Here is a 17839-nt window from a genome sequence, read left to right on the forward strand (position 1 = left end):
AAGCGCAGAAATAACGAGTCACAAAAGGGAAGATTGAAATGAGCGAAGGAGGAGATCTGTACTTTCCAAACTTGGAGATGACGACATCCGATCATCGACTTACGTTTTCCATGCACGCGCACCTCACCTATTCGAAGGTCATTGGTGAAACAGATTTTGGAAAGCAAGTACTGCAGAAGTTAGAACGAGATCCCCGCATAGCGGAGTTCCAGGGCAAATTACTTTCAAAAGGCTCAAGCGCGGGCGCAGTCCAAACACAACACTTTGCCATGTGGCTAGCTTGGTGCACTAGCAAAATTGGGGAAGAAAATGCATGGAAGATCCTCGACAAATGGCTAGAGGCCGAGCAAATAGAAGTCCTCAGCTCCCTATGGGTCTTGGGGTTGGAAGCCGATTCCTCAATTCGATTGAGTGGGGGATTGAGCATTCAAAAAGTTGAAGATATGCCGGACTCAAACGAAAAGGAGAAGTACCTCACCGTAGGCAGGGACAGTTTTGGAATTGGTGCGGCTTCTTTACCCAAATGCGCCATTACAAAGGCAATCAAGATTCCAAAATTTTGGGCAACCACACCACAAAAGGAAATAGAAGCACAGAAATACTGGAACCAAAGCCAAAGCCTATACGACCTAGCGTCGCTGCTAAATACGATTCCAAATTTGTTTTGTGTACCTCACTTCCACACCAACTACACAGTCGGGCTAGAACCAATTGGGCCGTTCGGCGGCAGCGGGGGGGGTGCGCCCTTATTTGATGTCGGGACAAGTACCGTAAGCAAAATCTCTAGTGACCATTCCGAACTTGTTGATTTGCTGCTCTCAAAGTTCGTGTCAAAGGATGATTCCGAAAAAGATCGGTTGCGCCTCATTCTTAGTCGACTTTCACAAGCTAAACGCCGCATTCAAATTGAAGACAAGATCCTAGATTTAGGGATCGCTCTAGAGATGCTATTACTCAACGACAACGAGAAGGATCAACTTGCATTGCAATTCAGACTGAGAGGAAGTTGGTTAGTAGGGGAAACCGCATTGGAAAGGATTGAGATCTATGACCTTCTAAAAGAAATTTATGAAGCAAGAAGTTCGGTCGCGCACACCGGGTCTCTGCATAGGAAGAATTACAGGAAAGCGGAAAAAACAAAAGCAAATATTCCAAGGTACGAGAATCTTGCTGAAAGTGCACTACAGCAGATCATCCTTGGCGGAGTTCCTGAGTGGCGTGATCTGGTTCTTGGAGTGAAGGTCAGCTAGTGCAAGTTATTTCTGTCAATCTCACCAAATCTCCAACGGCCCAAGCAACCCCGCCTTCACGTCCTCGCTCGCAAAACTAGCCTCAATCGAAGTCCGCGCCACCTCCCGCATCACTTCATCCGTCCACCCAAACGCCTGCCGACACAGCGCGTACTCCCCCACCAGACTCGCCCCCAACAGCGCCGGGTCATCGGTATTGACGGAAACACGCACACCGGCCAACCGCAGCCGCTCGATGGGGTGCGCCTCGATAGACGGATACACCCCCAGCACCAGATTTGACGTGGGGCATACGCCCAGCGGGATCTGCCGGTCGGCCAGCATCTGCACCAGCACGGGGTCTTCAATGGCGCGTACGCCGTGGTCGATGCGGTCGGCGCCCAACAGGTCCACCGCGTCCCACACACCTTCGGGGCCGCTGGATTCGCCTGCGTGCACGGTGCGGCGCAGGCCGGCGCTGCCAGCCTTGCGGAAGGCCTCTGCAAACCGGGGGCCGGTGCGGCCGGCGGTGGCTTCGTTGCCGTCTACCGACAGGGCCACCACGCGCGGGTGGCGCAGCGTGGTGAGCGTGTCCACCAGCTCGATGGCCGCGTCGGCCGACTGCGTGCGCAGCAGGCTGACGCACAGGCCTACGCCGGGCAGGCCGTCTTGCTCCGCCGCGCTAAAGCCCGCATGGATGGCATCGAGCATGGCGCCCAGGCGGCCGTGCCATGCGTGCCAGTGGGTGGGGTTGAAGATGACGTCGGCATAACCGGTGCCGTTGGCCGCCAGCCGCTGGCTGAGGCCGTAGCTCAGCTCCACCAGCCGGTCTTGGGTGCGGGCCAGGCCGCAGGCCAGGTCCAGGAAGCCCAGAAAGTCCGCCAGGCCCGAGAACTTGAACAAGTCTTCTTGCGGCCGGGGCAAGGGCACGCCTTCGGTGTGGGCCCACTGGGCGATCAGCGCGGCTTCAAAGCAGCCTTCCAGGTGCAGGTGCACCTCGGCCTTGGGCAGCGCCTTCAGACGCGCATCTTCTGCAGATGGCAAAGGCAGGCTCATGGTTTGGCCTGGGCCAGGCAGTGCGCCACCACCGCATTCGCGTGGCCGTGGCCCATGCCGTGTTCGGCCTTCAGCCAGTTGACGATCTCCATCTGCTTCTTGCCCTGCTGTTGCTTCACCAAGTCAAACCAGTGGGCCATGGGCTGGCCGTAGGTTTTTTCGATGGAGGGGAAGTAGGACACGGGGCCTTTGACTTTCTCAGGGGCTGCCATGGAAACTCCTTGCTGGTGTGGCAATACAGCTCAATTGTTGTCGCAATAGCGGTCTTGTTCGCGGGACATGATTGCCATATACTTTGGTACATACCACCTCCAATTCTCTCTCAACAGGAGGTCAACATGACCACCACCGCCAAAATCTTCACCACTGGCCGAAGCCAAGCCGTGCGCCTTCCGCTGGAATTTCGCTTCGATAGCAATGAGGTCTACATCCGTCGTGACCCAACGACCGGGGATGTGATCCTGTCCCGCCGCCCAGATGCCTGGGACGGTTTCTTTGCCCTGTACCAAAGCACTGATGTGCCCGCTGACTTCATGTCAGAGGCCGACCGGCAACAGGGCGAGCATGCGCGCGATCCCTTTGCGGACACCGCAGCATGAGCCTGTATCTGCTGGATACCAACATTGCCAGCCACATCATCAAAGGTGACATTCCCGCGGTGGTGGAGCGCCTGAGGCAAGTGCCCATGCATTCGGTAGCCGTGTCCGTGGTTACGCAGGCAGAGTTGCTGTATGGCGTGGCCAAGCGTGGGCACCCCACAGGGCTGAGCACGCGCGTGCACGAATTTCTGGTGCGGGTGGAGGTGTTGCCTTGGACGCCCGATGTGGCCCAGGTGTACGGTGATCTGCGCGCAGCCTGTGAAGCGGCTGGTGTGCCGCTGGCTCCCATGGACATGATGATCGCGGCACACGCCAAGGCGGTCGCGGCCGTTTTGGTGACGCGAGACCGCGCGTTCAGCCGCGTGCAGCAAGGTTTGTCGCTGGAAGACTGGACGCAGGCGGCCCACTAAAGGCCTAAGACAGACTCGCGACCCAGCCATTTTGCGCAGAAGACGGGCTAACCAAACACCCCATCCCGTCCAACGCCGCCTCCACCGCCTCGTCCAGCGGCGTGTGTGGCTCGTGCCCCAGCGCGGCCAGCAGCTTGGTGTTGTCCATGGTCAGCGGCGTGCGCCACAGGTAACGCATCTCGCGGAGTTCGCGAATGGTGGGCACAAACGGTGCGATCAATGCCATCAGCCACCAGGGGAATGCGCTGACTTTGGGCTGGGCACCACCACGCTTGACGACCACGCGGCGGATGGTTGCGGCCATCTGCATGCCATCGGCGTCCCAGTGGCCTTGCATATGAAAGACGGCAAACGGTTCCAGCACTTCGCGGCGCTGCACCAGTTCCACCATGGTGCGGGCCACGTCGGGCAGATACGACCACTGGTGGCCCACGCCGGGCGCGCCAGGCAGGCTGACGGCCTTGATGGGCAGACCCGGTTTGATGAGCCCTTGCGAGAACCAGCTGTTGCCGGGCTTGGGGCCAAAGAAATCGCCCGCGCGCACCACGATGACCTTGCAGCCCTGGCGGCTGGCGGCGTGCAGGTGCTGTTCCATCTGCACACGGATGGCGCCCTTGCTCGTGAGCGGCTCCTGGGGCGAATCTTCCCGCAGCATGGGGAAGGCGCTGGGGCCGAAGTTGTAAACCGTGCCCGGCAGCACGATGGTGGCGCCAACGGCCTGTGCGGCGGCAATGGTGTTGTCCACCATGGGCAGCACCAGCTCGGCCCAGCGGCGGTAGCCCGGTGGGTTGACGGCGTGCACGATGACGGCGCAGCCCTGGGCGGCGGCCAGCACATCGGCACGGTTCATGGCGTCGCCCTGCACCCATTCGATGCCGCCCTGTTGATCGGTGGCTTGCGCGGCGCGGCGGCGCAGGGCGCGCACGGCCCAGCCCGCGGCCACCAGTTGCCGGGCCACTTCGCCCCCAATGCCGCCGGTGGCGCCCAAGACCAATGCCGTATGTGCCAATGCTGTGGTGTTGCTCATTGCATAACTCCTTCAAAACGTGTTGCGATGGATGAAGTTTGGAAGGGCGGGGGCTATTAAGCAATTGACCAACATGTGCCAGCCGCCATACATTTCTGTATGACTACCGACAACCACACCGAGATTGGCTGGGAGCTGTACCGCTCGTATTTGGGCGTGCTGGAAGAGGGTTCACTCTCGGGCGCGGCGCGCGCCATGGGCATTGCCCAGCCCACCGTGGGCCGGCACATTGACGCACTGGAAAAGGCGCTGGGCGTGGCGCTGTTCACCCGTTCCCAAACCGGGCTGCTGCCCACCGACGCGGCGCTGGCGCTGCAGCCGTTTGCCCAGGCCATGAGCACCTCTGCCGCCGCGCTAAAGCGTGCGGCCGAGAGCCAGGGCTCGGGCATCAAGGGCACGGTGCGCATTACCGCCAGCGAGGTGATGGGCGTGGAAGTGCTGCCACCCATCATTGCGCAGCTGCAAAGTGCTTACCCCGACCTGAAGGTGGAGCTGGTGCTGAGCAACCGCGTGCAAGACCTGCTGCAACGCGAGGCCGACATTGCCGTGCGCATGACACAACCCAAACAAGAGCAGCTGATTGCCCGCCGTGTGGGCCAGGTGGACCTGGGTTTTCATGCGCACCGCGCTTACCTGGAGCGGCGTGGCACACCCCAAACCCTGGACGAACTGGCGCAACACGCGCTGATTGGCTTTGACGAAGAGACCGCGTTTGTGCGCGCGGCGCGCAAGGGCTTTGCGCTGTGGCAGCGTGATGCCTTTGCGCTGCGCACCGACAGCGATGTGGCGCAGCTGGCGCTGATTCGCGCGGGCTGCGGCATTGGCATTTGCCAAAACGCGCTGGCCGCCCGTGACCCGCAACTGGTGCACCTGCTGCCTGACAGCTTGACGCTGGGCCTGGAAACCTGGCTCACCATGCACGAAGACCTGCGCAACACCCCGCGCTGCAAGGTGGCGTTTGACGCGCTGTTGCAGGGGCTGCAGGCCTACATGGGACATGAGGCGGCTGCAGCCCCGGCGGGCTAAAGGCCTTAGTACTTCTGCAACAGGTATTCGCTCACTTTGGGCGCATCCTTGTTGAGCAAGGTGTCCAGGCGCGAGTTCAGCACATAAACGTCTGCACCCACCTGCGCCGCGGTGGTGGGGAACGAGTAGGCGGTCTTGCGTGCGGGCTGCAGCGTGGCGGTTTTCCAGCCGTCTTTGGACACCAGCTCCACCACCTGGTCGTTGCCTGCGTTTTGCACCACCACCAAATGCGTCTTGTCGCGCAGCAGCATGCCGTCGGCCCCCTTCACGGCCTCGGGCAGGCTTACGCGTTGAATGTCCGCCCCGTTGCGGGTGCTGATGCGGAAGACCTCGCCGCTGTTGTATTTGTTGACCAGCAGGTAGCCGTCCGGATGGGCCACGATGCCGTTCAAATTAAAGCCCTCGCCCTTGAACAGATCGCTTTGCGCAAACACGCTGGCCTGGCCTTTGGCGTCCACGCGGTAGATGACGGGCGAGAAGCTGTCGGTGATGTAGACATTGCCCGCAGCGTCCACGGCCAGGTCGTTGGCCATGTGGCCACCCTGCACCAGCCCGCTCAGGTCGTGGTACGCGCGGCGCTCGCCGGTCGTGGCGTCATACGCGGCCACTGCCGCCAGCTTGTAAGCAGTGGTGGCGCTGCTGCGGGTGGAGGCGCCCAGGTCGGCCACTGCAACCCAGAGCAGGTTGCGTTTCGCATCCAGCGCCAGGCCCACGCTGGCAATCAGTTGGTCGTCTTGAATGAACGGTGTGTACACGCCCTGGGGGCTGACCTTGCCGATGGTGCCCGTGTGCACGGAGCTGACGAAGAACACCTTTTGCGCAGGGTGCCAGGCAATGCCTTCGGGGTAGGCCTGTTCGGCGGTGAAGGTGATGCCTTGGGCAGACACGCCATCGGCGTGCGCCACGCTTGCGCCCAGCAGAGGGGTAGCCAGCAATGCAGCCAAAGTGAGGCTGCGAACGAGTTGGGAAGTTTTGAATTTGGTCATCGTGAGCTTTCGGTTTAAGGGGTTAGACAGTGGTTGGTTGGGTGTGGGGGTACATCGCGGCCATGGCGGCTTGGTCCATCTCGGCTTTGAAGGTGTGGGCGTCGGCCAAGGCCTCGGCACGTGCGGCAGCCGGACGAGCGCTGACCTGATCCAGGAAACGTTTGACGTGCGGTAGCTCGTCCCAGGCGTTGTCGCCCAATACAAAAGGCACGGCGCGCGCCCAGGCCCACAGTGCCATGTCGACGATGGTGAATTCCTCACCCACCATCCAGGTGCGGGTGGCCAGGTGGTTGTTGACGATGCGCCAGTGGCGCCAGGCTTCAAAGTCGTAACGCTGCTGCGCGTAGGCTTTGGGCTCGGGGGCAAAGTGGCGAAAGTGCACCGCCTGGCCTGAGAACGGCCCGATGCCGGTGGCCACAAACATGAGCCAGGAATACATCTGCGCGCGCACCCCGGGCACATTGCGTGGCAAGAACTGCCCGGTTTTGACGGCCAGGTAAAGCAGGATGGCATTGCTGTCAAAAACGACCGCATCGCCATCCACCAGCGTGGGGGTTTTAGCGTTGGGGTTGATGGCCAGGTAGGCAGGCAGGTGCTGCTCGCCTTTGCGCACATCTACCGGCACCAACGTGTAAGGCAGGCCGGACTCTTCCAGAAACAAAGCCACCTTGGCCGGGTTGGGCGAGGGGTGGTAGTAGAACTTCAACATGGGGTGTCGCTTTCGTAAGGGTGGGTGACGGAGTGGATTGTGTTTTTTAGCGACAATCACAACAATCACCAGAAAAGCTAACGTTCTTTGCGTTATTCGCTAACAACACGAGGCAGCCAAGCCATGCTCGACAACATCCAGGCCTTTCTCGACGTGCACAAGGCGGGCACGTTTTCCGCCGCGGCCAAGCTGCACAACGTGGCGGTGTCTTCCGTGTCGCGGCAGGTGGATGCGCTGGAGCAGTCGCTGGGCGTGGCGCTGTTTCAGCGCAGCTCGCGCCGCCTGCTGCTCACCGATGCAGGGGAGCAGTTTTTGCCACGTGCGCAGCTCATCGTGTCGGAAATGGTGGATGCCAAGGCCGCGCTGCTGGACGCGCAGGCCGAGCCACGTGGCTTGCTGTCGGTGACTGCCACCTCGGTCTTCTGGCGCATGCACATTGCACCCACCGTGGCGTCGTTCATGCGGCAGTACCCGCTGATTGAGCTGGACTTGCAGCTCAGCGACCACTGGGTCGACCTGGCCGCGCAGCGGGCTGATGTGGCGATTCGCATTGGCACCCTGCCCGATAGCGACCTGTTGGCCACGCGCCTGGCGCCCATGCTGCGCGTGGCCTGCGCCAGCCCCGCGTACATCCGGGAGCACGGCCGCCCTGCCAGGCCCGAAGACCTGCTGCACCACCGCTGCCTGTGCCTGCCCACCGCCCCCACGGGTTTGTGGACGTTTCCGGGTGTGAACCAGGGCAAGCCTTTGGCGGTGCAGGGGCGTTTTCGCAGTGGCGATGTGGATTCGCTGCTGGACGCCGCCGCGGCCGGGCTGGGCGTGGCGCACCTGGCAAGTTGGCTGGTCTACCAAAAGGTGGCGTCGGGCGAGCTGGTCAACCTGTTCCCTGACTCGGTGACGGCTACCGCGGCCGCGGTGGCCACGGCCAAGGGCCAGACGCCGGCCATCCATGCAGTGCGGCTCCAGGGGCGCTCCCACTCGGCCAAGGCGCAGCTGTTTATCCAGCACCTGAAGCAGGCCTTTGGCACACCGCCCTACTGGGACCGCGCGGTAGGCGCCGCACCCAACGCAGGGCCGGCGGCGTGATGAGCACCCCACGCCGCCGCCTTCTCTGCGCACAGTGCCTGCGCCCGCAAGCCACCTGCATCTGCCGCTTTGTCACGCCCACACTGCCCGTGTGTGAGGTGCTGATCCTGCAGCACCCGCTGGAAGCACAACACGCCAAGAACAGTGCACGCCTGCTGCACCTGAGCTTGCCCGGCAGCCGCTTGGTGGTGGGCGAGGCGTTTGACGATGCGGCGCTGCAAGTGCTGATGCCCGATGACAAGACCACCGTGCTGCTGTACCCGCCCACCGACTACGCGGGCCATGCGGCGCCCGCGCCGCTGGACCCCGCGCAGCTTGCCGACCCACAAAAGCTAAGGCTGGTGGTGCTGGACGCCACCTGGCGCAAGAGCCGCAAGATGCTGCACCAAAGCCCCGCGCTGCAGCGCCTGCCGCGGCTGGCCCTGGACGATGCGCCCGCAGGCCGCTACGCGATTCGCAAGGCGCACGCGCCAGGGCAGCTGTCTACGCTGGAGGCCACCTGCGCCGCGCTGGCACAGCTGGAGGGAGATGCCGCGCGCTGGCAGCCGCTGCTGGCGGCGTTTGACGGCTTTGTGGCCCAGCAGCTCAATTTGGTGCCAAATTAGCCTCTATCCCAGGCGGAATATGCGCGAGCAGCTATCAATTCAGGAGCTACTGGCGTCGGCGCAACCAGCCAAACCACACCCCCACGGCCACGGGAACGGACAGCACCACACCGGCCAGGATGTCGCCAAAACCACCGTCGCTGAACAGGGCGGACACCAGGCCGATGCTGGTGAGGGCCCCAATGGCAATAGGCGCACCCCACATGGCGGCAAAACGCGTGTGGCGGTGGCGGCTCATGGGGCGGCCTGCGCCGGTGTGGGTTCAGGGGAGGAGTTTTGTTGCACTGTTTTGCCTTTGTTGAGCCAGAGGTAGAGGCCGCTGCCCAGCACGATGATGGAAGCGATGTCCAGCAAGGCCCAAAGGATTTGCATGGGCATGCCGCCGTAGTCACCAAAGTGCAGAGGCTGCGACACCAGCAGCGCGGTCACGTACCACGGTAACTTGGGGGCGGCGGTGACCTCGGCGCTTTTGGCATCCACCAGCACGGGCTGTAGCAGCCGTGCTGTGAGGGGCTCATTGCCCCGCAAAAACACCGTGTGGTGGTGCGGGCTAGAGAAGGCCGTGCCTGGAAACGCGATGAACGAGAGCTTGGAGTCGGGGACCAGGTTTTGCGCGACGGTCAAGGTGCGCTGCACCGATGCCCGCTCCGCCATGGGCACGGTGGCCTGACCTTTGTAGGGCGCCAGCACCGCGCTCAGCTGGTCGTACTGCCAGTACTTGATCAACAAGTCGGCCCAGGTGTTGATCATGCCAGTGGCGCCCACCACCAGCAGCCACACCAGCGTCACGATGCCCAGCAGGTTATGCAGGTCCAGCCATTTCAGGCGTGGCTTGCGTTCGCGGCGCACGGTGCCAAATTCCAGCTTGCGCATGAACGGGCTGTAAAGCACCACCCCGCTGACGATGGCGACCAGCAGCAGCAGCCCCATAAAGCCCAAAAACAGCTTGCCCGGCAGCCCGGCAAACAAGTCCACGTGCAGCTTGAACATGACCCACATGAAGCCTTCGTCAAAACGCGGCTGCGCCAGCACTTCTGCAGTGCGTGCATCCACCGCCACCGAGCGGAAGTCGTCAGTCGGGTCGGGTGTGGGGGTAAGGGTGACGAACCACAGGTCGTCACTGTCCTCGGCCTGCGACACAAACTGCACCACCCGGTCCGGGTGCTGCGCACGCGCCACGTCCAGCACCTTGTCCAAGCTGGCCCGGGGCGTGTCTGCAGGCATGGGGGGTGCCTCTACCTCGGTGCCCAGCAGATGCCCGATTTCGTGGTGAAAAATCAGCGGGAGCCCGGTGATGCACAGCAAGAGCATGAACACGGTGCAGACCAGACTGCTCCATTTGTGGATCCACGACCAGGTTTTGACGGTCTTGTTGTGCATGGCAGGTTTTAGAACTTGTACTTCAGCGTCGCCGTGGTGCTACGCGGGGCGCCATAGGTGAGTTGGTTGTAGGCGTCAAACATGGCGAAATAGGTGGTGTCCAACAGGTTGTTGATGTTGATCTGGCCCGAGAGCTTTTTGCTGAAGTCGTAACGCACCATCAAGTTCACCAGTGCGTAAGCACCTTGCTCGATCCGCTCCGATACGTTCTGCGGATTGGTGGCATAGGTGTAGGTCGCGTCTTGCCAGTTCACGCCACCACCCAGGGTCAGGCCACTCAGGGCGCCGGGCAGGCGGTAGCTGGTAAACACCCGCAGCAGGCGGCGGGGGTTGATGGTGTTGACATCGGCACCGGCGGCATCGCTCATCCTGAACTGGGTGTAGCCCGCACTGAGGTTCCAGCCCGGGGACAGTTCGCCGGCCACATCCAGCTCAAACCCTTCGCTGGTGGCGCCCTTGGACGCACGGTAGGCGGTTTCAGCGGGGGTGGTGTTCGGGATGTTCACGCCCGTGCTCTGCGCCAGGTTGTCCTGGGTGATTTGGAAGATGGCGGCGGATGCATTCACACGCCCGTCCAGAAACTCGCCTTTCACACCCAGCTCTGTGCTCTTGCCCAAAATGGGGTCCAGGTACTTGCCGTTGATGTCGCGCTTTTGCTGCGGCTGGAAGATGTCGGTGTAGCTGCCATACAGGGAGTAGCTGTCGCTCAGGTCGTAGACCAGGCCCGCGTAGGGCGTTACCTGTTGGCTCACCGTCATGGTGAATGGGTTGGTGGTTGCCGTGTCACCCGCGCGCTCGTAGTTGCTCAGGCGCGCGCCCACCACCAGTTTCAGCGGGTCCGTGACGTTGAAGCGTGCCGCACCGTAGACCGCCTCTTGTTTGACGGTGCCCATGCTGTAGTACGACAACGCGCCCCAGGCTGGCTCGGCGTAGGAGCCGTCCCAGGTGTTGAAGTTGGGTGCCGAGCCGCCCGATGCGGAGCGGCTGTCGGCATTGAAGTTTTGCTTGGACTGCACGTAGCCCATGGACATCTCATGGGTGCGCCCCATCAGATCGAAAGGGCCGCTGGCTTGCAGGCTGATGTCTTCCTGTTTGGTCTTGACTTTGTAGGCGCCTGGCCAGGTGGACATGCCCAGACCGGTGCTGACATTGGGGGTGCCGTAGACGTACAGCAGGTAGGAGTCGGCGAGCCGATCGCTCGTGGTGTAGCTGGCTTTGAGCTTCCAGTCGTTGTCCAGCTTGTGCTCCAGCGTGGCGAAGTAGTCCTCGTACACCGAGGCATAACGCGTCCAGTCAGCTGCCGTGGTTTTGGAGCGGTCCCAGTTGGTACGCGCGCCGTTGCTGTACCAGACGGGCAAACCGCCCCACATGGCGCCGCGCTGGTTGTTTTCCTGGTGGCTAAAGCCCGCCGACAACAGCGTGTGGGTGCCCAGGTCAGCTTCGATGGTGGCGTACACCGTTTGGCGCTTGTTCTTGAGGTCTTCCACCCAGCTGTCACGCTCCGAGTGTTCACCCACCACGCGAGCGCGCAAAGTCTTGGCCTCGTTCACAGGCGTGGACAGGTCGACGGCGGCGCGGCGTTCGTTCCAGCTGCCGAGGCCGAGTTCGGCAGTGCCGGTCAGCGCTTTGTTATTGGCGCGCTTGCGCACCATATTGATGGCCGCCGATGGGTCACCCGCACCGGTCGTCAATCCGGTCGAACCACGAACCACTTCCACGCGGTCGTACAGCGCCAGGCTGGTCATCACTTCGCCAGAGCTCCAGGCCTGGTCCCAGGTGGTCGGCACACCGTCAATCATCAGCGCATTGATGTCAAACCCGCGGGAGATGAACTGGGCGCGGTTGGTTTCGTACTGGCGCACAGAAACCCCCGTGGTGTTGTTGATCGCGTCGGTGATGTTCTGCAGACCCTGGTCTTCCATGCGTTGCTGGGTCACCACCGACACCGATTGCGGCGTATCGCGCAAGGACATGCTCAGCGGTGTGGCAGTTTTGGCCTTGCCGCTGGTGTAGGAGCCCGTGCCTTGCGTGACTTCGCCCTGGGTTTGGGCCTTGATGGTGACCTCTGGCAGCGCAACCGCGCTGGCGGGCGATTGCTGGGCATGCACAAACCCCGGAAGGGCCATGGCAATACACAGGCTGAGTTGCGAGACGTTGAATGGACCCGTGGCGCGGGCCGGCGCTATAGCGTGTTTCACTATTGTTTCCTGCAGATAAAACCAACGAACTGGCTGGCTTTCTGCGTAGCGCACCTGGTGCGGCTAGAAACAAATGGCTGGCTATAACTAAATCTAATTGTAAATCATTCTCATCTACAACGTTTTCAGGAGGGGCCATTCGGGCCGGGATTGACCGCACCCCACAGCCATGCGAGGTGACTAAATTTGTCGCATGAATTTAAAAATCAAGATCCAGAAGCTCAGGATCAGCGAGGCCACCGGGAACTGCAGCGCGGTGGGCATGAAGTAGATGACCAGCACGCCGGGGCCCCACACACACCACACGGCAATGATGACGGGCAGGTAGCGCCGGCTCCAAAAGTCACCCGACGCCAAGGTGCGCAGGGTGCTGGTGCGAAAACCCTCGTCCTTCCAGAGGAAGACGGCCACCATGACGAAGTTGGACACCGGCGAGTAGACGAACTGGTCGAACAGCATCTTCTTGACGATGGTGGCCGCGTCGTTGCCGCTGCCAAACAGCGCCACCTGCACCGAATACAACACGTCCACCGAGATGCCGATGAGCCCGAACACCACAATGGCAAAGGCCATGTCGCGGGCTATGGTGCGGGGTACCGGCTGGCGCAGCACCGCCCAGGCCAGCAGCTCGGGCACCAGCACGGCAAACGCGGCGTAGGTGACGAAGGAGCCCGGATAACCCCAGGCCTGCTTGAGCATGCCCCACTGCGTGAGGCCGCTCTGCACGGCCGGGCTCCAAAGGTAGGCCAGCAAGAGCAACACCAGCCCGCTCCACAGCACCAGCCCCGGCCGCATATTGGCCAGCACCGCCGTGCGGACCTGGTGCAGGGCCGTGGGTTTGGGGGTTGCCCGCATCAGGCGGCAGCGGCCATGCGGGTCGCCAGCGCCAGCTCGGCCATCTGCACGGCGCCCTCAAAGCTGCGCGCGCCGCCGATGAACAGGTTCAGGTGGCAGAACACGCTGTCCGCCACGCCGTTCACCGCGGCCAGCTCGCCGTCGCGCAGGCCGGCCCAGGCATCGGGCAGGTCCATGCGCGCAGTGAAGGAGCCTGACTCCACGGGCACGGTTTTGATCTGGTACTGGTTGCCATCAGAGTCGGGGTAGATGACAAACATCACCTCGGGCATCTCGTGCACCACCACATGCGTCCAGGGCATGCCGCCCTCTTGCAGGTGCAGCACGCGGCCACCCAGCAGGCGTGGCGCGTTGCGCACGGTGTCCATGGCGCGCAGCTGCGCCACTTTTTTACTGATGGCGTGGTCCAGAAACTTGCGGGTGATGGCAATGGCTTCGCGGAAACGCGTTTCCAGCAGCGCGGCCTTGGCGGTGTGGTCCAGGCCCTGCTCTTCCAGCCAATGGGTGTTGAGCTGGGCGATGAGGCTGGACAGGCCAAAGATGCCGGGCGACACATCGCCCTGGCCGGTGTCCACAATGTCCAGGTACTGCACCAGCGAGTGGTCGATGGAGTTGACCACGCTGGCCACGGCCGCGTCGTCCAGCGTGTGGCCGTGGGTGGTGGCCCAGGCCTGCACATAGGCCGTACCAAAGGCCGACCACACCAGGCCCGCGCTGGCGTAGCCCACGCCAGGCACGACCACGCCGTCCACCTCGTGCGCGGGGCGCGCGCCGTCAAAGCCGCGCTGGTGGTGGTCAAAGCGGCCGGTGGCCGCATCCCAGGTGCCACCCACGTCGACCACAAAGTCAGCGGTCTCAATCAGCTCTTGTTTGCGGGTGCGAATGAGGGTGTGCGATGGGAACACGCCCATCAGGATGCCCACGCCAAATACGTCGTCGGCATGGAAGGTGCCACTGTGCGTGGCGATGGTGGTGGTAGCAAGGGTCATGGGTCGATTTTAGATGCCAAACAGGCCTCTAGCCCCCGATGAATATGCGCAAACAGCTACTGATTTGATAGCAAATTAACAACCGCACGGCGCCCTAGCGCAGCTTGAACACCGACACCGCCTGCACCAGCTCACGCGCCTGGCCGCTCAGGCTGCTGGCGGCGGCGGCCATTTCTTCCACCAGCGCGGCGTTTTGCTGGGTGGCCTGGTCCATCTGGGTCACGGCTTCGCCCACCTGGCTGACCCCGGCGCTTTGCTCGCTGCTGGCGGCGCTGATCTCGCCCATGATGTCGGTCACCCGGCGGATGCTGGTCACCACCTCGTTCATGGTGCTGCCAGCTTTGTCCACCAAGGCCGTGCCCTGGTCCACACGGGTCACGCTGTCGTTGATCAGGGTTTTGATTTCTTTGGCGGCATCGGCACTGCGGCCGGCCAGGCTGCGCACCTCGCTGGCCACCACGGCAAACCCACGGCCCTGCTCACCGGCCCGCGCGGCTTCTACCGCGGCGTTGAGCGCCAGGATGTTGGTCTGGAAAGCGATGCCGTCGATGACGTTGATGATGTCGGCAATACGCTTGGAGCTGTCGCTGATGCCCTTCATGGTGTCCACCACTTGCGACACCACGGCGCCACCCTCCATGGCCACGGTGGAGGCACTTTGCGCCAGCTGATTGGCCTGGCGCGCGTTGTCGGCGTTTTGTTTCACGGTGGAAGATAGCTCTTCCATGCTGGCGGCGGTTTCTTCCAGCGCGCTAGCTTGGCTTTCGGTGCGGGCGCTCAGGTCGTTATTGCCCTGCGCGATCTCTGCGCTGGCGGTGGCCACCGACTCGGACCCGGTGCGCACGGTGGACACCACCTTGACCAAGCCGTCCTGCATGGACGACAGGGTTTGCAACAGCTGGGCGATTTCGTCTTTACCTTGCGCGTGGATGGTGTGGGACAAGTCCCCCTCGGCCACCGCACGGGCGGTTTCCATGGCCATGCCCAGCGGCCGCGTGACACTGCGGCTGATGACCACGCCCAGCGTGATGCCGATCAGCACACACACCACAATCAGGCCCAGCGTGATGTTGCGGCTGCGCTCGTACAGCGTAGTGTTGTCGTCGGACACACGCTGCGCCCCGGTTTCAAACACCTTGGTCAGGTCGGACATGGCCACCCCCACCTTGATGCTGGGTTGCACCACGCTGCCCCCCAGAAACTGCAGCACGGGGGAGTCGAGCTGCATCTCTGCGCTGGTCAACAATTTAAGGATGCCGTCCAGCGCCGCCTGGTCCGCCTTCCAGGCTTCGTCCACCTTGGCAAAACCTGCCAGGGCCTCGGGGTCGGTGACCTTGGCGCGCGCCTCGTTCAGCAGCTCCAGGCTCTTGGCGCGGCCCGCGTCAATGCGTTTGAGCGCACCGTTGCGGCCTTCCATATTGGTGGCAATGATGGCGTCGCGCAGCGCCACCACCGCCGCGTAGCGCTGCACGTTGGCCTCTTTGACCAGCGAGAGGCCTACCGTTTGTTTTTCGTAGAGCTCGGTGTCGGCGTCGTTGAGCACGCCCATGTTGCGAATGGCAAACAGGCCCAGGGCCGCGCCAATCAGAGACACCAGAATGAAGGCCAAGACCAGCTTGGTCGAGATCTTGTAGTCAGACAGAGACATGCCGTCTCCTTTCGAAGGGATGGATTCCGGGCAGACTGCGCAACGACGCGAAAAGATTCTAGCCAGTAGCCGCCCAGGAAAGATAGCAATTTCTGCAGCCCCAGACGTGACCACGCCCCCAGGGCCGGGGTCGGCGCTGGGGGCGTGGGGCGGGTGGGGGTCAATTACTTGGGCAACAGCACCTTGTCGATGACGTGGATCACGCCGTTGGATTGGTAGACATCGGCAATCGTCACCGTGGCGGTGCCGCCTTTTTCATCGGTCAGCATCACTTTGGCGCCGCTGGCCTTGGCGGTCAGGGTGCCACCGCTCACGGTCTTGATGGTGGCCATACCCTTGCCGTCCATGATCATCTTGCTCAGTGCTGCAGCGTCCCACTTGCCGGCCACCACGTGGTAGGTCAGGACGGTGGTGAGCATGCCTTTGTTCTCAGGCTTCAGCAGGGTGTCCACGGTGCCGGCGGGCAGCGCAGCAAAGGCCGCATTCACCGGGGCGAACACGGTGAAGGGGCCGGGGCTCTTCAGCGTATCCACCAGGCCTGCCGCTTTCACCGCAGCCACCAGCGTGGTGTGGTCTTTGGAGTTGACGGCGTTGTCGATGATGTCCTTGGACGCCAGCATGGGCGCTCCGCCCACCATGACGTCGGCCATAGCGGCCACGGACACGGCGGACATGGCGAGCGCCAGGCTGAAAGAGGCGAGCTTGCGGGTGGTGATAACAGATGCCATGGAAATACTCCTGTGGGTTGGTAAGTAACAAGCCGAAATGTCGCGGCTGTACTGAATACGCGGCCCTGCAGGTATTGGATTCAACCGCGCCACGGGTGGGGTGAAAAAAATGGACGCCGGGCAGCCAAGGCCCCGCAAAAGCTGGGGTAAAGCGGCCCCGGGATTCGTCAAAAACCGGCCCAGGCCCTACCATCGCCCGCCCAACGGAAGAAAAGGACCGCGCCATGAAATGCCCCCAATGCACCGACGTGACTCTGGTGATGACCGAGCGCCAAGGTGTGGAAATTGACTACTGCCCCACCTGCCGCGGTGTGTGGCTGGACCGTGGTGAACTCGACAAGCTAATTGAACGTGGCGCCAGCGTGCCAGCGGTGGTACAACCCGCTTACCAGCCGCCCCCGCGCCGCCCCGACTTTGCCGACTCCGACTACCACCAGAACCAAAGTGGTTACGGCAAGCGCAAGCACAAGTCGTGGCTCAGCGAGATTTTTGACTGACCTTTTGAACTGAGAACCTGACCATGGAATTTTTGACCGACCCCAATGTGTGGATTGCCTTTGGGATGTTGACCGCCCTGGAAATCGTGCTGGGCATTGACAACATCATCTTCATTTCCATCCTGGTGGGCCGGCTGCCCCCCGAGCTGCGCGACAAGGCGCGCCGCCTGGGCCTGGGTTTTGCCATGGTCTCGCGCCTGTTGCTGCTGTTCTCGCTGAGCTGGGTCATGGGCCTGACCAACGACCTGTTCACGGTCGCCAACCACGGCTTCAGTGGCCGCGACCTGGTGCTGCTGCTGGGTGGCATCTTCCTGCTCTACAAGGCCTCGCACGAGATTTTTGTGGAAGTGGAAGCGCGTGAACAACACGCCCCTGCCGCCACCGACTCGGCTGCCGTCAAGGCCGCGGGCACCAAGCTGTTCTGGGCCATCATCGGCCAGATCGCCATCATCGACATCGTGTTCTCGCTGGACTCGGTCATCACGGCCGTGGGCATGGTGGACCAGATCAGCGTGATGGTGGCTGCCGTGGTGACATCGGTGGGTGTGATGCTGGTGGCCGCCAAGCCGATTGGCGAGTTTGTGGACAAACACCCCTCGGTCAAGGTGCTGGCCCTGGCCTTCCTGGTGATGGTGGGCATGGCGCTGACTGCCGAAGCCTTTGACCAGGAAATCCCCAAGGGTTACATCTACGCCGCCATGGCCTTCTCGCTGGGGGTGGAAGCCCTCAACATCCGCGCCCGCAGCAAACGCCAGGCGCTCAACAAATAAGCGTCAAATCGGCCTTTGAAGCCGTGGATACTGCGCCAACA

General features: G+C 62.3%; 20 protein-coding genes. 8 read left to right on the forward strand and 12 right to left on the reverse strand.

Annotated features, from left to right (window positions below; all coding sequences use genetic code 11):
- The first annotated feature begins 38 nt into the window (after nucleotides 1-38).
- A complete protein-coding gene (locus C5F53_RS13310; RefSeq protein ID WP_105261841.1) occupies nucleotides 39-1250 on the forward strand; it encodes a HEPN domain-containing protein in 1212 nt (403 codons plus the stop codon).
- 21 nt (nucleotides 1251-1271) lie between these two features.
- Here the strand turns inward: C5F53_RS13310 and add are convergent, their stop codons facing one another.
- Both add and C5F53_RS13320 read right to left on the reverse strand, forming a co-directional pair.
- Nucleotides 1272-2285 (reverse strand): adenosine deaminase, encoded by a 1014-nt coding sequence (gene add / locus C5F53_RS13315; protein WP_105261842.1) that lies wholly within the window; start codon nucleotides 2283-2285, stop codon nucleotides 1272-1274.
- Complete coding sequence (locus tag C5F53_RS13320; RefSeq protein ID WP_105261843.1) at nucleotides 2282-2497, reverse strand: DUF4287 domain-containing protein; 216 nt, start codon at nucleotides 2495-2497, stop codon at nucleotides 2282-2284. The genes add and C5F53_RS13320 overlap by 4 nt, the downstream gene beginning before the upstream one ends.
- A 126-nt stretch (nucleotides 2498-2623) precedes the next feature.
- Between C5F53_RS13320 and C5F53_RS13325 the strand changes: the two genes are divergently transcribed.
- Entirely contained in the window at nucleotides 2624-2884 is a 261-nt protein-coding gene (locus tag C5F53_RS13325; protein WP_105261844.1) for an antitoxin, read from the forward strand.
- Nucleotides 2881-3294 carry a type II toxin-antitoxin system VapC family toxin gene (locus C5F53_RS13330; RefSeq protein WP_105261845.1) on the forward strand — a complete coding sequence of 138 codons (414 nt, stop codon included), beginning with the start codon at nucleotides 2881-2883 and terminating at the stop codon, nucleotides 3292-3294. The genes C5F53_RS13325 and C5F53_RS13330 overlap by 4 nt, the downstream gene beginning before the upstream one ends.
- 4 nt (nucleotides 3295-3298) lie before the next feature.
- On the opposite strand, the gene C5F53_RS13335 is transcribed toward C5F53_RS13330, so the two are convergent.
- Nucleotides 3299-4321: an NAD(P)H-binding protein gene (locus C5F53_RS13335; protein ID WP_105261846.1), complete on the reverse strand. Its 1023-nt coding sequence runs from the start codon at nucleotides 4319-4321 to the stop codon at nucleotides 3299-3301.
- A 99-nt stretch (nucleotides 4322-4420) separates the two neighbouring features.
- Here C5F53_RS13335 and C5F53_RS13340 point away from each other — a divergent pair, with 99 nt between their 5' ends.
- Nucleotides 4421-5347, forward strand: coding sequence for a LysR family transcriptional regulator (locus tag C5F53_RS13340; protein ID WP_105261847.1), 927 nt, complete (start codon nucleotides 4421-4423; stop codon nucleotides 5345-5347).
- A gap of 5 nt (nucleotides 5348-5352) precedes the next feature.
- Here C5F53_RS13340 and C5F53_RS13345 read toward each other — a convergent pair whose 3' ends face one another.
- Both C5F53_RS13345 and C5F53_RS13350 read right to left on the reverse strand, forming a co-directional pair.
- Nucleotides 5353-6333: a gluconolaconase gene (locus tag C5F53_RS13345; RefSeq protein ID WP_105261848.1), complete on the reverse strand. Its 981-nt coding sequence runs from the start codon at nucleotides 6331-6333 to the stop codon at nucleotides 5353-5355.
- A 22-nt stretch (nucleotides 6334-6355) separates the two neighbouring features.
- Entirely contained in the window at nucleotides 6356-7042 is a 687-nt protein-coding gene (locus C5F53_RS13350) for a glutathione S-transferase family protein (protein WP_105261849.1), read from the reverse strand.
- Between the two features lie 123 nt (nucleotides 7043-7165).
- Between C5F53_RS13350 and C5F53_RS13355 the strand changes: the two genes are divergently transcribed.
- Nucleotides 7166-8128: a LysR family transcriptional regulator gene (locus tag C5F53_RS13355; protein WP_105261850.1), complete on the forward strand. Its 963-nt coding sequence runs from the start codon at nucleotides 7166-7168 to the stop codon at nucleotides 8126-8128.
- Nucleotides 8128-8733: a tRNA-uridine aminocarboxypropyltransferase gene (locus C5F53_RS13360; RefSeq protein WP_105261851.1), complete on the forward strand. Its 606-nt coding sequence runs from the start codon at nucleotides 8128-8130 to the stop codon at nucleotides 8731-8733. Before C5F53_RS13355 ends, C5F53_RS13360 begins: the two co-directional genes overlap by 1 nt.
- 46 nt (nucleotides 8734-8779) lie before the next feature.
- On the opposite strand, the gene C5F53_RS13365 is transcribed toward C5F53_RS13360, so the two are convergent.
- From C5F53_RS13365 to C5F53_RS13395, 7 genes are all read right to left on the reverse strand, one after another.
- Nucleotides 8780-8971 (reverse strand): hypothetical protein, encoded by a 192-nt coding sequence (locus tag C5F53_RS13365; protein WP_105261852.1) that lies wholly within the window; start codon nucleotides 8969-8971, stop codon nucleotides 8780-8782.
- Nucleotides 8968-10113 (reverse strand): PepSY domain-containing protein, encoded by a 1146-nt coding sequence (locus C5F53_RS13370; RefSeq protein WP_105261853.1) that lies wholly within the window; start codon nucleotides 10111-10113, stop codon nucleotides 8968-8970. The genes C5F53_RS13365 and C5F53_RS13370 overlap by 4 nt, the downstream gene beginning before the upstream one ends.
- An 8-nt stretch (nucleotides 10114-10121) precedes the next feature.
- On the reverse strand, nucleotides 10122-12311 hold the full coding sequence (locus C5F53_RS13375; protein WP_236635366.1) for a TonB-dependent siderophore receptor: 2190 nt from the start codon (nucleotides 12309-12311) through the stop codon (nucleotides 10122-10124).
- Between the two features lie 180 nt (nucleotides 12312-12491).
- A complete protein-coding gene (locus C5F53_RS13380) occupies nucleotides 12492-13166 on the reverse strand; it encodes a hypothetical protein (RefSeq protein ID WP_105261855.1) in 675 nt (224 codons plus the stop codon).
- A complete protein-coding gene (locus C5F53_RS13385) occupies nucleotides 13166-14155 on the reverse strand; it encodes an MYG1 family protein (RefSeq protein ID WP_105261856.1) in 990 nt (329 codons plus the stop codon). Before C5F53_RS13385 ends, C5F53_RS13380 begins: the two co-directional genes overlap by 1 nt.
- 94 nt (nucleotides 14156-14249) lie before the next feature.
- Nucleotides 14250-15803 (reverse strand): methyl-accepting chemotaxis protein, encoded by a 1554-nt coding sequence (locus C5F53_RS20710; protein ID WP_105261857.1) that lies wholly within the window; start codon nucleotides 15801-15803, stop codon nucleotides 14250-14252.
- Nucleotides 15804-15967: 164 nt separating this feature from the next.
- Nucleotides 15968-16531 (reverse strand): fasciclin domain-containing protein, encoded by a 564-nt coding sequence (locus tag C5F53_RS13395; protein ID WP_105261858.1) that lies wholly within the window; start codon nucleotides 16529-16531, stop codon nucleotides 15968-15970.
- 224 nt (nucleotides 16532-16755) lie between these two features.
- On the opposite strand from C5F53_RS13395, the gene C5F53_RS13400 reads away from it, so the two are divergent.
- Together C5F53_RS13400 and C5F53_RS13405 are read left to right on the forward strand one after the other, a co-directional pair.
- Complete coding sequence (locus tag C5F53_RS13400; protein WP_105261859.1) at nucleotides 16756-17028, forward strand: zf-TFIIB domain-containing protein; 273 nt, start codon at nucleotides 16756-16758, stop codon at nucleotides 17026-17028.
- A gap of 23 nt (nucleotides 17029-17051) precedes the next feature.
- Nucleotides 17052-17798, forward strand: coding sequence for a TerC family protein (locus tag C5F53_RS13405; RefSeq protein ID WP_105261860.1), 747 nt, complete (start codon nucleotides 17052-17054; stop codon nucleotides 17796-17798).
- Nucleotides 17799-17839: the final 41 nt, after the last annotated feature.

The organism is Rhodoferax sp. TS-BS-61-7, assembly GCF_002943465.1.
GTDB lineage: Bacteria > Pseudomonadota > Gammaproteobacteria > Burkholderiales > Burkholderiaceae_C > Allorhodoferax.